This is a genomic window from Pseudomonas sp. B8(2017), from assembly GCF_002113575.1.
GTDB classification, from domain to species: Bacteria; Pseudomonadota; Gammaproteobacteria; order Pseudomonadales; family Pseudomonadaceae; genus Aquipseudomonas; species Aquipseudomonas putida_Z.
This window is the reverse complement of record NZ_NEIO01000002.1, coordinates 538,496-551,518: the sequence shown is the minus strand read 5'-3', so window position 1 is coordinate 551,518 and position 13,023 is coordinate 538,496. Positions and strand designations below refer to the sequence as shown.

Genomic DNA, 13,023 nt, shown 5'->3' with positions numbered 1-13,023 from the left:
TACAAGGCGATTGCAAACGCGCTCTGCTAGGATTTCGGCCGCGCAAGATGAAACCTTTAGGCGGCGTGAACTTTTCTACTGGCATTGCGCCCAACAGTCGCTGTAAAACAGCCGGGCCGCGTGCGGCAACTTCAAGCAAATCAAGAACAAGGGGCCTGCAACGAGCAGCGCTCCATCGGGGGAACGATGGATTTTTGGACTGCCTTCCAGGCAATCATCTTAGGCGTGGTCGAAGGGCTGACGGAGTTTCTGCCGATCTCCAGTACCGGCCACCAGATCATCGTCGCCGACCTGATCGGGTTTGGTGGCGAACGGGCCATGGCTTTCAACATCATCATTCAGCTGGCGGCGATCCTGGCGGTGGTGTGGGAGTTTCGCGGCAAGATCTTCGACGTGGTCTTCGGCCTGACCAGCCAGCCCACGGCGCGGCGTTTCACCGGTAACCTGTTGCTGGCGTTCCTGCCGGCAGTGGTGCTGGGCGTGCTGTTCGCCGACCTGATTCACGAATACCTGTTCAACCCGATCACCGTGGCGGCTGCGCTGGTGGTGGGCGGGGTGATCATGCTCTGGGCCGAGCGCCGCGAGCACCGTGTGGAGGTGGACCACGTGGACGACATGCGCTGGAGCCACGCGCTGAAGATCGGCTTCATCCAGTGCCTGGCGATGATCCCGGGCACTTCGCGTTCCGGCTCGACCATTATCGGTGGCCTGCTGTTCGGCCTGTCGCGCAAGGCGGCGACCGAGTTCTCGTTCTTCCTGGCGATGCCGACCATGGTCGGTGCGGCGGTGTATTCGGGCTACAAGTACCGCGACCTGTTCCAGCCCGGCGACCTGCCGGTATTTGCCATCGGCTTCGTGACCTCGTTCATCTTTGCCATGATTGCCGTGCGTGGCTTGCTCAAGTTCATTGCCAACCACAGCTACGCGGTGTTCGCCTGGTACCGCATTGCCTTTGGCCTGCTGATCCTGGCGACCTGGCAGTTCGGCTGGGTCGACTGGGCGACGGCACATGGCTGAGGCAGCGCGGGGGCAAAGGGGGGAGGGCGTACGTAATGTGCGCTTGAAGCTGCTGCTGTTGGGCCTGCTGTGCCTGCTGCCGGGCCTGGGCGCGGCGCGGATGGCCTGGGTCGACCAGGCCTGGTGGCCGCTGGCGCTGTACCCGGCAATGAGCCTGATCAGCCTGTTGCTGTATTGGCAGGACAAACAGCAGGCGCGTACCCAGGCCTGGCGTACGCCCGAGAAGGTGCTGCATGCCAGTGAGCTGCTGGGCGGCTGGCCGGGGGCACTGCTGGCGCAGCAGCTGTATCGGCACAAGACTCGAAAGGTGGCGTACCAGCTGGTGTTCTGGGGGATTGTGCTGGTGCACCAGGTGTTCTGGGCGGACTGGCTGTTTCTTGGCGGGCGGTATCTGCCCTTCAGTTGATATGTGACTGTGCCGGCCTCTTCGCGGGCTTGCCCGCTCCCACAGGGTTTTCACTGCCCTCAAGACCAGTGGAATACCTGTGGGAGCGGGCAAGCCCGCGAAGAGGCCGGCACAGGCTAGCTAGATTACCAACCCCACCTGCAACCGCTTAGGCAACCGCCGCACCACCAACTGGTGCGAGCGCTGCAACAGATCACACAGCTCCTCACGCCCCATGGGGTAGGGCGATGCCATGCTGATCCACCGCGCCCGCGCCAGGTACGGCGCAGGCCGCACCCCCGGGCGATCGCAATAGCCGAGAAACAGTTCGTCGGCCACCTTGAACGATAACCCCGCACCCGCCAGGTCGAGCACCGCGAACATTTTGTTGCCCGCCACCGAGAACACCCGGATGCCGCCCCATTTGTAGTCTTCCCGCGCACCCGGCAGGCTCAGGCAGAACGCTGCCACCTGGGCTTCGCTCATGTTCCGCTCAGACATACTTTTCTCCACAGGCCTCGAACGACGCCGCCAGGTGGTCGATCCATACCCGTACCGCAGGCAGCAAGCCGCGCCGGTGCGGGTACACCGCCTGCAGGTAGCCACCCGGCAGCGACCAGTCCGGCAGCAGGCGCACCAGTTCGCCGCGCGCCAGTTCTTCTTCACAGAACATGCTGGGCAGCGCGGTAAACCCGAGGCCTGCCCGTACAGCAGCATTACGTACTACGAAATCATCGATGGCGAGGCGCGGTTCCAGGGCGATTTCCTGCTGTTTGCCATGGGGGCCGAACAGGCGGAAGTGTACCAGCCGGTCCGCCTCGGCAGCGCCCAGCACCGGCAATGATGCCAGTTGGCCCGGTTCGCGGATGTGGTCGGCGAAACCGGGCGCTGCAACCAGCTGCATCTGCGCCTGGCGCAGGCGGCGGGTGACCAGGGCCGGGTCTTCATCGCCCAGGTCGCGTACGCGCAGGGCCACGTCGATACCTTCGGAAATCAGGTCGACCCGGCGGTTGAGCAGCACCATGTCCAGTTGCACCAGCGGGTACTGCGCGAGAAAGCGGCTGATCACATCCGGCAGAAAGGCGTGGGCCAATGCCACCGGGCAGGACACCCGCAAGCGCCCGCGCGGTTCGCTGCTCATGCTGGCGACGGCCTCGTCGGCGGCTTCGGCTTCTAGCAGCATGGCCTGGCAGTGGTGCAGGTAGCGCTCGCCCACCGCGGTGAGCTTCAGTTGCCTTGTAGTGCGTTGCAGCAGGCGCGTGCCCAGGCGTTCTTCAAGCTCGGCGATACGCCGCGACAGGCGCGACTTGGGGATGCCCAGCTGGCGGCCGGCTGCGGCGAAACCGCCGGCTTCGACCACGCGGGCGAAGTAGAAAAGGTCGTTGAGGTCTTGCATGGGAATGTCTCACTGTTCCACCTGTAGGACAAACTAACGCATTTTTGCTGCCTTATCAGCTATTGTTGATGTCGGTAGGATTCTCCCCATCGTGATCGCCCAACGTCGCGGTCTTCATTCACAGGAGAGTCCCATGAAACTGTTGCATATCGATTCGAGCATCCTGGGCGACAATTCCGCCTCCCGCCAACTGAGCCGCGAAGTGGTCGAAGCCTGGAAAGCCGCCGACCCGAGCGTGGAAGTGGTGTACCGCGACCTGGCCGCTGACGCCATCGCCCACTTCTCCGCGGCTACCTTGGTAGCGGCTGGCACCCCGGAAGACATGCGCGACGCAGCCCAGGCCTTCGAAGCCAAGCTGAGCGCGGAAACCCTGGAAGAGTTCCTGGCTGCCGATGCCGTGGTGATTGGTGCGCCGATGTACAACTTCACCGTGCCGACCCAGCTCAAGGCCTGGATCGACCGCGTTGCCGTCGCCGGCAAGACTTTCCGCTACACCGAAGCCGGCCCGGAAGGCCTGTGCGGCAACAAGAAGGTAGTGCTGGTGTCCACCGCCGGTGGCCTGCACGCTGGCCAGCCGACTGGCGCCGGGCATGAGGACTTCCTCAAGGTGTTCCTGGGCTTCATCGGTGTCACCGACCTGGAAATCGTCCGCGCCCATGGCCTGGCCTATGGCCCTGAGCACCGCAGCCAGGCGATGGATGCTGCCCAGGCGCAGATTGCCAACGAGCTGTTTGCTGCTGCCTGATCCTGCTGTCTTGCGCAAGCTTCAAAGGCTTGCGCGAACTCTGTGGGAGCGGCCTTTCGCGACACAAGGCCGCTCCCACAATCAACCTCAGGCCACTGGAATAGCCGGGTCAGCCGCTGCCAGCGCTGCAGCACGTTCGGCCGCCGGCGGATAGATCCACACGGTATTGATCTGCGCCTTCAACACCTTGGCCTCGGCCTTGTCCTCCGGTGGTGACACCGTGCGTTCCCACCCTTCGGTATACACCGCCCCCCAGGCCCCAAGGTCCAGGCAGGTCACGTACTTGGGCTGGCTGTAGGTCTTAGGTGCCACGCCAATCAGCTCGGCCGCCGCATTGTTGCCCGCATGACGCCCCAGCGGAATCGCATGCTGGCAGGACATCACTGCGTAATTGCCAGCCTCGTCGCAGGCGGCGTAGGCCACATCACCTGCCGCGTACACGGCATCATTGCCTTTCACCTTGAGATTGCCGTCGACATGCAAGCGGCCCTGGCGGTCGCGCTCGCCACTGATCTGCTCGGTGAGCGGGTTGGCCTTGAAACCCACGGTCCAGATCACCGTGCTGGCGTCGATGCGCTGGCCGTTGTCCAGCAGCACGCCGCCAGGGTCGACCGAGGCTACCGTGGCGCCACAGATCCACTCCACGCCCAGGGCCTCGGAGGCCTGCTCGATGGCGGGGCGGATGCCGTCACCCAGGGCCGCGCCAATCCTCGCCCCACGGTCGACTACCACCACGCGCAACGCCGCGTCCTCGCCGAGGATTTCGCGCAGACGGGCCGGCAGTTCGGTGGCGGTCTCGATGCCGGTAAAGCCACCGCCGGCCACCACCACGGTATTGCGCGCCGGTGTGTCGGGCAGGTTCGCCAGTGACTTCAGGTGGGTTTCCAGGCGCGCGGCGCTGTCGAGCTTGTCGACATCGAACACATGCTCGATGCCGACCATGTCGGGCCGGTTGAGCACGCTGCCGCAGGCCATGATCAGGCGGTCGTAGGGCAGGTTGCACTGGGTGCCGCTGCGGGTGCGGTAGCTGACGCGGCGGGCCGCTTCATCGATGTGGAAGGCCGTGCCCTGCACGAAGCGGACGTTGACGGCATCGAACAGCTCTTGCAACGGCGCGGCCATGGCATGGACGTCGGGCTCGTAGAAGCGCGGGCGCACATGCAGCTCGGCCTGGGGGGCAAGCAAGGTGACCTCGACATCCTTGCGGCCGTGGAGGTCAAGCTGGCGGACGGCGCTGAGCGCGCTCCACAGGCCGGCAAAGCCCGCGCCAATGATCAGGATCTGCTTCATGGTTGTGCTCCTCTGAATTTCGGTTAACAAGGTAGACCCTGTTGCTGGATGTTGGGGAGCGAGCATGCTTCAGAATGTTGGCGGCGTGATCACCCAGATCACTACGGCATCCACCTCGCCGGGGTTGCCATAGCGGTGCGGTTCCTGGCTCGAGAAGCTGAAACTGTCCCCTTCACCCAGCTGGAAATGCCGCTCGCTCACCCACAGCTCGAAGCTGCCGCTGAGGATGTAGCCGGCCTCTTCACCGTCGTGGCTATAGCTCTGCTGGCTGTAGCTGCCCGGAGGGAAGCGCGAATGCAGGATTTCCAGCTGGCGGTTGGGCTGGGGCGTGAGCAGTTGATCGACGATGCCATCTTCGTAATGCACGCTCAGGCGGCTGTTGCGCCGTACCACATAGCCCTGGTCCTCGGGCGCAGTGGTGGCTTCGCTGGCGAAGAACCACTGGATAGTCACCCCCAGGCTGCGGGCGATGTTGAACAGCGCCGGAATCGATGGATAGGAGAGGTTGCGCTCCAGCTGGCTGATGTAGCCAGCAGTCAGTTCACTGTGCGTGGCCAGCTCCGCCAGGGTCATGCCACGGCGTTTGCGCAGGCCGCGAATGCGGCTGCCGAGAAACTGCGGCGCGGCGCCCCCGGCTTCGCTGGCGGGGGGCTGGGGGAGTTGGCTCATGCACGTCGGTCCATCGTGAAAAGCCGCAGTATGTACAGCCTCAGAGCGCCCAGGCAACCGTCAGGCCATCGTGAATCGCTTCTTCGGCGGTACGCGGCGCCAGGCAGTCGCCAATGCGGCGCACCTCGACCAGGCCGGCCAGCTCCGTGGCCAGGCGGTCTTCCGGTTGATGGCCCAGGCACAGTACCAGGGTGTCGATGCCTTCGAAGATCATCGGTTCGCCGCTGGCGGTGTGCTGCAGGTACACCGTGTTGTCGTCGCTGCCATACAGGCGGGCATACGGTGTGACGGGAATACCCAGGCGATGCAGCTCGCCGGCCAGTTGGTCGCGCACGTACAGCGGCAGGCTTTCGCCGCAATGGGTGCCATTGACCGCCAGTTGCACCTGGTGGCCCTCGCGTACCAGGCGTTCGGCGATGCCTGGGCCGATCCAGTCGCAGCGCCAGTCGATCACTAGCACCGAGCGCCCCGGTTTTACTTCATTGCGCAGTATTTGCCAGGCATCCACCACCTGTAGCTCACCGGTGCGCTCGAAGGCCGGCCAGTAGGGGGTGGCACCGGTGGCCGCGATCACCAGGTCGGGGCGTTCTCGTTCTACCAGTGCGCGGTCGACCCGGGTGTTGCGCACAACTTCCACGCCTGCCAGGGCCATTTCCCGCTGCAGGTTGGTGCTGGCGCCACCGAACTCGCTGCGTCGTGGCAGCAACTGGGCCAGCAGCACCTGGCCACCGAGCTGCGGGCCAGCCTCGTACAGCGTGACCTGATGCCCACGCGCAGCGGCCACGGCGGCGGCTTTCATGCCGGCGGGCCCGCCACCGGCCACGAGGATGCGCTTGGGGTGGGTGGTGATGGACAGTTGCTCGTACTGCAATTCGCGGCCGGTTTCTGGCCGCTGGATGCAGGAAATGGGCAGGCCGCGGTGGAAGTGCCCGATGCAAGCCTGGTTGCAGGCGATACAGGCACGTACGTCCTCGACCTGGCCATGCTCGGTCTTGTTCGGCATCTGCGGGTCGCAGATCAGCGCACGGGTCATGCCGCAGACATCGGCCTGGCCACGGGCCAGGATCAGTTCGGCTTCCTGGGGCTGGTTGATACGCCCGGTGACGAACAGCGGGATGCCCAGGTGCTGCTTGAAGGTGCCGGCCTCCCGGGCCAGGTAGGCCGGTTGAATGGCCATCGGCGGCACGATATGCACGGCGCCGCCCAGTGATGCCGACGTGCCGGCAACGATGTGCAGGTAGTCGAGCTGGCCCTGCAAGGCAACCGCTGCAGCCAGCGATTCGTCCTCGCTCAGCCCCTGGCTGTCGCGCTCGTCGGCACTGATGCGCAGGCCGATGATGAACTGCTCGTCGGTGGCCGCTCGTACTGCAGCCAGCACTTCGCGCAGGAACCGCAGGCGCTGTTCGAGCTCACCGTTGTAGCCATCCGTGCGCTGGTTCACCCGCGGGTTGAGGAACTGCGCAGGCAGGTAGCCATGGCTGGCCACCACTTCAACGCCATCCAGCCCGGCCTGGTGCAGGCGGCGGGCAGCGCTGGCATAGCCCTGGACGATCTCGTCGATCATTGCCTGGTCCAGCGCGCGTGGCATCACCCGGAAGCGTTCATTGGGCACTGCGGACGCCGAGTAGGCCACCGCCAGCAAGCCGTCCGCCGACTCCATGATCTCCCGCCCGGGGTGGAACAGTTGCGACAGCACCACGGTGCCATGCTCATGGCAGGCCTCGGCAAGCTGGCGATAGCCGTCGATGCAGGCATCGTCGGTGGCCATCAGCACATGCGAGGTGTAGCGGGCGCTGTCATGCACCCCGGCCACCTGCAGCACGATCAGGCCGACGCCACCGGCGGCGCGGGAGCGCTGGTAGGCGATGAGCTTGTCATTGACCAGGTTGTCGGTAGGCAGGCAGGTGTCGTGGCCGGTGGACATGATGCGGTTCTTCAAGCGTTTGCCGCGGATCTGCAAGGCTTCGAACAGGTGAGGGAAGGCGGTCTGCATACAGGCGGCTCCGGTGCGGTGTTGTTCTTGTTTTTTTATGAAAGTGTAGCGCCAGTAAAAAATCAACTTGTTTTTTTACTGGTCGACGACTAGGTTTTTCTCACCCTCATGGCGAGGGCGTGACCTCACAACAACAAGAAAACGGGCCCCTCGGGCACCGGCAGGAGGCAACTACGATGCAGGTATTCCCACGTGTAAGCAGCCTTTGCGCAGCGTTGCTGGCCATGGGCCTGGGCAGTGCGCAAGCGGCGCCGCAGATGGTCGTGGTCGGCTATGGTGGTGCCGGCCAGAAAGCCCAGGACGAGGCGATCTTCAAACCGTTCAGTGCCCAGGATGGCAGCAAGCTGATCCAGAGCGAGTACAACGGCGAAATGGCACGGATCCAGGTAATGGCCGACACCGGCAATGTCGACTGGGATGTGGTGCAGATCGAAGGGCCTGACCTGATGCGTGGCTGCGACGAGGGCATCTACGAGCAGCTGGACTGGCAGCGCATGGGCCATGCGGGTGAACTGATTGCCGACGCGGCACAAGCCTGCGGCTCGGCCGCGCTGGTATGGAGCGTGGCCATTGCCTATGACCGCAGCAAGCTGGCCCAGGCGCCTGCGTCGTGGGCCGACTTCTGGGACGTTAGCAAGTACCCGGGCAAGCGCGGCCTGCGCAAGCGTGCGGTGTACAACCTGGAGTTCGCCCTGCTCGCCGACGGGGTCAAGGTCGAGGATGTATACAAGGTGCTGGCCACGCCGGCCGGGGTCGAGCGTGCCTTTGCCAAACTCAGCGAACTCAAGCCGCATATCCAGTGGTGGGACGCCGGCGCCCAGCCTGCCCAGTGGCTGGCGGCGGGTGACGTGGTGATGACCTCGACCTACAGCGGGCGCATCGCCGTGGCGGCCCAGCAGGGCAGCCCGCTGGCAGTGGTCTGGCCTGGCAGCCTGTATGGCATGGATTACTGGGCGATCATCAAGGGCTCGCGGCATGTCGACCAGGCCAAGCGGCTGATTGCCTACGCCAACCAGCCGGACACCCAGGTGCGTTATGTGCAGCAGATCCCCTATGGGCCGACCAACACCCAGGCGGCAGCGAAGCTCGACCCGTCCCTGGCCAGTTGGGTGCCTACTTCGCCGCAGAACCTGCAGGGGGCGTTGGCGATGAATGTGGAATTCTGGGTCGACCATGGCGAAGAGCTGGAACAGCGCTTCAATGCGTGGGCCAGCAAATAGCGTTCTGCAAAGGAATAACGATGATGACCGCAACGGAACAAAGCCTGCGCCAGGAGCTGGCCGCCTGCTATCGGCTGATCGCCCATTTCCGCATGAGCGACCTGATCTTCACCCATATTTCCCTGCGCCTGCCGGGGCCGGAGCACCACTTCCTGATCAACCCGTACGGCTTGCTGTTCGATGAGATCACGGCCTCCAGCCTGGTGAAGATCGACCTGCAAGGCCGGCCAGTGGAAGCGACGCCGCACCCGGTCAACCCGGCCGGTTTCGTCATCCACAGCGCCATCCATGCTGCCCGCGAGGATGCCCGTTGTGTGCTGCACACCCACACCCGGGCAGGTTGTGCGGTGGCGGCGCTGGAATGTGGGCTGCTGCCGCTCAACCAGATGTCCATGGAGTTTTATGGCAAGGTGGCGTACCACGGCTATGAAGGGATTGCGCTGGACATGGATGAGCAGCGAAGGCTGGTAGCCGACCTGGGCGACAAGCCCGTGATGATCCTGCGTAACCATGGCCTGCTGACCACCGGGCGCAGCGTGGCTGAAGCATTCCTGCGCATGTACTACCTGGAGAAGGCGTGCGAGATCCAGTTGGCGGCACAGAGCGCCGGGCAGGTGATTTTACCGCCCGCCGAAGTGTGTAGGCATACCGAGCGGCAGTTCAATGATCCGGGGCGGGGCTTGAAGCAGGGCGAGCTGGCGGATCCGGATGCGCTGCAGCTGGCGTGGGCGGCGTTGTTGCGGATGCTGGAGCGAGTCGCGCCGGACTATCGTCGTTGACATTGGCGCGCTCGCGGTGAAAGCCGTCTTGCCCTCGCATCGCGTTTGCGGCGCGAGGGCAAGACGTTTCTACGCTGTCGGCGAGAGCTTACCGGACCTCAGGCGCGATCATCGCTGCCGGTGCTTCGTGCGCCCGCCCCCGTGCCACCCAGTAGTACAGCACGCTCGGCACTACCAGGCCGATCAGCCACGAAATATCCACACCGCCCAGGTGCGCGACTAGCGGCCCTGTGTACAGTTTGGTGTCGATGAACGGCATCTGTATCAGCACGCCCACGGTGTAGACGATGATTCCAGGCCAGTTCCAGCGGCCGTATCGGCCTTGCGGGTCGGCGAGGGCGGGGATGTCGTAACGCTCCTTGGTGATGAAGTAGTAGTCGACCAGGTTGACCGCGCTCCATGGCACGAAGAACGTCAGCAGGAACAGGATGAAGGACTTGAACGCACTGAGAAACGAATGCTGGCCAAGCAAGGCCACCAGGGTGGCGGCGCCGACGATGCCCAGTACGAACAGCAGGCGTTGCGCACGGCTGATCGCCAGGTGGCCGCGGAAGCCGCTGATGATGGTTGCGATGCACATGAAGCTGCCATAAGAGTTCAGCGTCGAGATGGTCACCTTGCCAAAGGCGATGCAGAAATACAGCAGCGCTGCGGTGCTACCGGCGCCACCCAGGCCGACGATGTAGGCCACTTCGTGACCGGAGAACTGGGCACCGGCGATGGCGGCGGCGAACACCCCGAGGATCATTGATGCCTGGGCACCGATCACCGAGCCCAGGCCTGCGGCGAGGAAGGTCCTCACTGGCGATGTACTGCTTGGCAGATAGCGCGAGTAGTCGGCCACATAGGGGCCGAAGGCGATCTGCCAGGACGCAGCCAGTGATACGGCGAGCAGGAACGATGCCCAACTGAAGTGGCGGTTGTCGAGTAACTGCCCGATGTCGGCCAGCATCATGATGCGACTGAACAGGTAGACGAAGGCAATGATGCCCAGCACGCTGGCGATTCGGCCGATCCAGTGGATCACCCGGTATCCGGCCAGGGTGGCGAGCACGATTATGCTGGCGAATATCAGGATGCCAGTGCTGTCGCTGACGTCGAGCAATTGGCCGATCGCCTGTCCGGAGAGCACCGTGCCGGTGGCGGTGAAGCCCAGGTACATCAGGCATACCAGCACCATCGGTATGGCCGCGCCGTAGACCCCGAACTGCACGCGGCTGGAAATCATCTGCGGCAGCCCCAGACGAGGACCTTGAGCGGCATGAAGGGCCATGACCGCGCCGCCGATCAATTGACCGAGCAGCAGGCCGATCAGCGACCAGAACACGTCGCCACCGAGCACCACGGCCAGGGCGCCGGTCACGATTGCCGTGATCTGCAGGTTGGCTCCGAGCCACAGGGTGAACTGACTGTACACGCGTCCATGGCGTTCAGTCTCGGGTATGTAGTCGATCGAGCGCCGCTCGAGTACGGGTTTGCTGGACATTCAGTGGCTCCGCTTCATTGTTTTTGTGTAAGCGAGTCAGTCATCGGCGGGACGCAAGGCGGATGACCTCGCATGATATGAGCATGTATATACAAGTACGGTCAAGCCATCTCTTGCGAGTGAAACAGTCGTGCTGTTGCGCAATGATGGGTTGCAACTGTGCTGGTCCCTGTCGAAGGAATAGCCTTATGCTGTAACGAAATATGTCTAGAACGCTTGAAGAAGGATGTCGCAATGCCGCTCAAGGACCTGCTCATCGCCCTGGTGGTGATTGTTGCCTGGGGAGTCAACTTCGTGGTCATCAAGGTTGGCCTCGATGGGTTGCCGCCGATGCTGCTGGGGGCATTGCGCTTCTTGCTGGTGGCGTTCCCGGCGATCCTGCTGGTCAAGCGGCCCAAGCTGCCCTGGCGCTGGCTGATCGCCTATGGTGCGACCATTTCGCTGGGCCAGTTCGCTTTTCTGTTCCAGGCCATGTACAGCGGCATGCCGCCAGGGCTGGCCTCGCTGATCCTGCAGTCGCAGGCGTTCTTCACCCTCGGCTTTGCCGCGCTGTTCCTTGGCGAGCGGTTGCGCCTGGCCAGCGTGCTGGGGCTGCTGGTGGCCGCCAGCGGCCTGGCGCTTATCGGCAGCGAAGACGGCGGCCATGTACCGATGCTGGCGCTGGTGCTGACCCTGTGTGCCGGCGCCATGTGGGGCATGGGCAACATCATTACCCGGCGCTTTGGCTCGGTTGACCTGGTGGCGCTGGTGATCTGGGGCGGGTTGATTCCGCCACTGCCGTTCCTGGCATTGTCCTGGTGGCTGGAGGGGCCGGAGCGTATTGGCCATGCCCTTGCCAATATCAGCTGGAGTTCGGTGTTGGCCCTGGCTTACCTGGCGTTTGTCGCCACCATGCTCGGCTACAGCCTGTGGAGCAAGCTGCTGTCGCGCCACCCGGCCGGCAAGGTGGCGCCGTTCTCGCTGTTGGTACCAGTGATTGGCCTGAGTTCATCGGCGTTGTTGCTGGGCGAGCGTTTGACCGCGACCCAGGGCTGGGGCGCATTGCTGGTGATGGCAGGTTTGCTGGTGAACGTGTTTGGCGCAAGGCTTGGGCGCCGGTTAAAAGCTGTCAGCGCGTAGCTGACTCTGTGGGAGCGGCCTTGCGTCGCGAAAGGGCTGCGAAGCGGCCCCGGGTTTCTGCATGCTGTTGAGATCCTGGGGCCGCGTTGCGGCCCTTTCGCGACGCAAGGCCGCTCCCACAAATGCGCGTTGCAAACAGGGCGCTCTGTTAGAATCGGCCTCTTTTGCCAGGCCAATGGAGTGCACCCCATGATCATTTCCACCACCAGCCAGCTCGAAGGCCGCCCTATTGCCGAATACCTGGGCGTGGTCAGCTCCGAATCGGTGCAGGGCATCAACTTCGTGCGCGATTTCTTTGCACGTTTTCGCGACTTCTTCGGTGGCCGTTCGCAAACCCTGGAAAGCGCACTGCGCGAAGCCCGGGAACAGGCCACCGAAGAACTGAAGGCGCGGGCACGCCAGTTGCAAGCCGATGCGGTAGTGGGGGTGGATTTCGAGATCAGCATGCCGTCGGTACAGGGCGGCATGGTCGTGGTATTTGCTACCGGCACAGCGGTGCGCCTGAAGTAGAGCGTCTGCCGCTGGTCGGGTCCAGGGCTTCGGTCTGGGCGGTCCGCAAATGACCAGCTAGTCTCACCTTCACAGGTCGCGTTTGGTGGAGCAACTGTTCTGGTTGCCGGCGCGTCCGCCACTGGAGGGAGACAGGGCATGAGCGAATCCTTTTTCGAAGACCTGAACGACGCGTTCCCCATCAACAGCCAGGTGCGTTGCGGCCAGGCGGCATTCCGCCTGGGCTTCGCCCACATGACGCTGGATGATTCCGAACAGCTCCAGCCTGCACACCTGCAGCGCAGCAAAAAAGGCCGCTTCATGCCGCGGGTTCCGCTGAAGAAGTGATCCCGCTCCAGCACAACCCCGCCGAATGGCGGGGTTTTTATTGCCATTTCTTGATCCGCCTCATGGCATTGCCGGGTAGCGCTCGCA

The 13,023-nt window shown here is 63.7% G+C and carries 14 protein-coding genes; 8 read left to right on the top strand and 6 right to left on the bottom strand.

Translation table 11 applies throughout. The annotated features are described in order from the left end of the window. Positions 1 to 186 precede the first annotated feature (186 nt). Both CAG22_RS05970 and CAG22_RS05965 read left to right on the top strand, forming a co-directional pair. On the top strand, positions 187 to 1,017 hold the full coding sequence (locus CAG22_RS05970; protein ID WP_025339410.1) for an undecaprenyl-diphosphate phosphatase: 831 nt from the start codon (positions 187 to 189) through the stop codon (positions 1,015 to 1,017). Beyond that, complete coding sequence (locus tag CAG22_RS05965; protein WP_085704883.1) at positions 1,010 to 1,423, top strand: DUF1294 domain-containing protein; 414 nt, start codon at positions 1,010 to 1,012, stop codon at positions 1,421 to 1,423. Before CAG22_RS05970 ends, CAG22_RS05965 begins: the two co-directional genes overlap by 8 nt. 120 nt (positions 1,424 to 1,543) lie before the next feature. On the opposite strand, the gene CAG22_RS05960 is transcribed toward CAG22_RS05965, so the two are convergent. Next, positions 1,544 to 1,903, bottom strand: a complete 360-nt coding sequence (locus CAG22_RS05960; RefSeq protein WP_043935581.1) for an MmcQ/YjbR family DNA-binding protein — start codon at positions 1,901 to 1,903, stop codon at positions 1,544 to 1,546. Next, positions 1,896 to 2,798, bottom strand: a complete 903-nt coding sequence (locus tag CAG22_RS05955; protein WP_013972466.1) for a LysR substrate-binding domain-containing protein — start codon at positions 2,796 to 2,798, stop codon at positions 1,896 to 1,898. The genes CAG22_RS05960 and CAG22_RS05955 overlap by 8 nt, the downstream gene beginning before the upstream one ends. Positions 2,799 to 2,931: 133 nt before the next feature. On the opposite strand from CAG22_RS05955, the gene CAG22_RS05950 reads away from it, so the two are divergent. Then, on the top strand, positions 2,932 to 3,543 hold the full coding sequence (locus CAG22_RS05950; protein ID WP_085704881.1) for an FMN-dependent NADH-azoreductase: 612 nt from the start codon (positions 2,932 to 2,934) through the stop codon (positions 3,541 to 3,543). A gap of 87 nt (positions 3,544 to 3,630) precedes the next feature. Here the strand turns inward: CAG22_RS05950 and CAG22_RS05945 are convergent, their stop codons facing one another. From CAG22_RS05945 to CAG22_RS05935, 3 genes are all read right to left on the bottom strand, one after another. Next, positions 3,631 to 4,833, bottom strand: a complete 1,203-nt coding sequence (locus CAG22_RS05945; protein WP_085704879.1) for an NAD(P)/FAD-dependent oxidoreductase — start codon at positions 4,831 to 4,833, stop codon at positions 3,631 to 3,633. Positions 4,834 to 4,902: 69 nt separating this feature from the next. Next, complete coding sequence (locus tag CAG22_RS05940; RefSeq protein WP_085704878.1) at positions 4,903 to 5,502, bottom strand: helix-turn-helix domain-containing protein; 600 nt, start codon at positions 5,500 to 5,502, stop codon at positions 4,903 to 4,905. Between the two features lie 40 nt (positions 5,503 to 5,542). After that, positions 5,543 to 7,495, bottom strand: coding sequence for an FAD-dependent oxidoreductase (locus CAG22_RS05935; RefSeq protein WP_085704876.1), 1,953 nt, complete (start codon positions 7,493 to 7,495; stop codon positions 5,543 to 5,545). A gap of 176 nt (positions 7,496 to 7,671) precedes the next feature. Here CAG22_RS05935 and CAG22_RS05930 point away from each other — a divergent pair, with 176 nt between their 5' ends. Both CAG22_RS05930 and CAG22_RS05925 read left to right on the top strand, forming a co-directional pair. Beyond that, positions 7,672 to 8,715, top strand: coding sequence for an ABC transporter substrate-binding protein (locus tag CAG22_RS05930; protein WP_085591246.1), 1,044 nt, complete (start codon positions 7,672 to 7,674; stop codon positions 8,713 to 8,715). A 23-nt stretch (positions 8,716 to 8,738) separates the two neighbouring features. Further along, on the top strand, positions 8,739 to 9,494 hold the full coding sequence (locus tag CAG22_RS05925; protein ID WP_025339401.1) for a class II aldolase/adducin family protein: 756 nt from the start codon (positions 8,739 to 8,741) through the stop codon (positions 9,492 to 9,494). An 88-nt stretch (positions 9,495 to 9,582) separates the two neighbouring features. On the opposite strand, the gene CAG22_RS05920 is transcribed toward CAG22_RS05925, so the two are convergent. Beyond that, positions 9,583 to 10,980, bottom strand: a complete 1,398-nt coding sequence (locus CAG22_RS05920) for a cytosine permease (protein ID WP_085704874.1) — start codon at positions 10,978 to 10,980, stop codon at positions 9,583 to 9,585. Positions 10,981 to 11,214: 234 nt separating this feature from the next. Between CAG22_RS05920 and CAG22_RS05915 the strand changes: the two genes are divergently transcribed. The 3 genes from CAG22_RS05915 to CAG22_RS05905 all read left to right on the top strand — a co-directional run bounded on the left by CAG22_RS05915 (position 11,215) and on the right by CAG22_RS05905 (position 12,936). Continuing rightward, complete coding sequence (locus CAG22_RS05915; RefSeq protein WP_075045384.1) at positions 11,215 to 12,099, top strand: EamA family transporter; 885 nt, start codon at positions 11,215 to 11,217, stop codon at positions 12,097 to 12,099. 189 nt (positions 12,100 to 12,288) lie between these two features. Further along, positions 12,289 to 12,609, top strand: a complete 321-nt coding sequence (locus tag CAG22_RS05910) for a YbjQ family protein (RefSeq protein ID WP_003258990.1) — start codon at positions 12,289 to 12,291, stop codon at positions 12,607 to 12,609. 138 nt (positions 12,610 to 12,747) lie between these two features. Continuing rightward, on the top strand, positions 12,748 to 12,936 hold the full coding sequence (locus CAG22_RS05905; protein ID WP_003253897.1) for a hypothetical protein: 189 nt from the start codon (positions 12,748 to 12,750) through the stop codon (positions 12,934 to 12,936). Positions 12,937 to 13,023 lie beyond the last annotated feature (87 nt).

Coding starts and splice junctions, on each gene's coding strand:
- CAG22_RS05945 (WP_085704879.1), bottom strand. CDS start 4,833: ATGAAGCAGATCCTGATCATTGGCGCGGGCTTTGCCGGCCTGTGGAGC.
- CAG22_RS05960 (WP_043935581.1), bottom strand. CDS start 1,903: ATGTCTGAGCGGAACATGAGCGAAGCCCAGGTGGCAGCGTTCTGCCTG.
- CAG22_RS05930 (WP_085591246.1), top strand. CDS start 7,672: ATGCAGGTATTCCCACGTGTAAGCAGCCTTTGCGCAGCGTTGCTGGCC.
- CAG22_RS05955 (WP_013972466.1), bottom strand. CDS start 2,798: ATGCAAGACCTCAACGACCTTTTCTACTTCGCCCGCGTGGTCGAAGCC.
- CAG22_RS05965 (WP_085704883.1), top strand. CDS start 1,010: ATGGCTGAGGCAGCGCGGGGGCAAAGGGGGGAGGGCGTACGTAATGTG.
- CAG22_RS05905 (WP_003253897.1), top strand. CDS start 12,748: ATGAGCGAATCCTTTTTCGAAGACCTGAACGACGCGTTCCCCATCAAC.
- CAG22_RS05920 (WP_085704874.1), bottom strand. CDS start 10,980: ATGTCCAGCAAACCCGTACTCGAGCGGCGCTCGATCGACTACATACCC.
- CAG22_RS05910 (WP_003258990.1), top strand. CDS start 12,289: ATGATCATTTCCACCACCAGCCAGCTCGAAGGCCGCCCTATTGCCGAA.
- CAG22_RS05950 (WP_085704881.1), top strand. CDS start 2,932: ATGAAACTGTTGCATATCGATTCGAGCATCCTGGGCGACAATTCCGCC.
- CAG22_RS05925 (WP_025339401.1), top strand. CDS start 8,739: ATGACCGCAACGGAACAAAGCCTGCGCCAGGAGCTGGCCGCCTGCTAT.
- CAG22_RS05935 (WP_085704876.1), bottom strand. CDS start 7,495: ATGCAGACCGCCTTCCCTCACCTGTTCGAAGCCTTGCAGATCCGCGGC.
- CAG22_RS05970 (WP_025339410.1), top strand. CDS start 187: ATGGATTTTTGGACTGCCTTCCAGGCAATCATCTTAGGCGTGGTCGAA.
- CAG22_RS05915 (WP_075045384.1), top strand. CDS start 11,215: ATGCCGCTCAAGGACCTGCTCATCGCCCTGGTGGTGATTGTTGCCTGG.
- CAG22_RS05940 (WP_085704878.1), bottom strand. CDS start 5,502: ATGAGCCAACTCCCCCAGCCCCCCGCCAGCGAAGCCGGGGGCGCCGCG.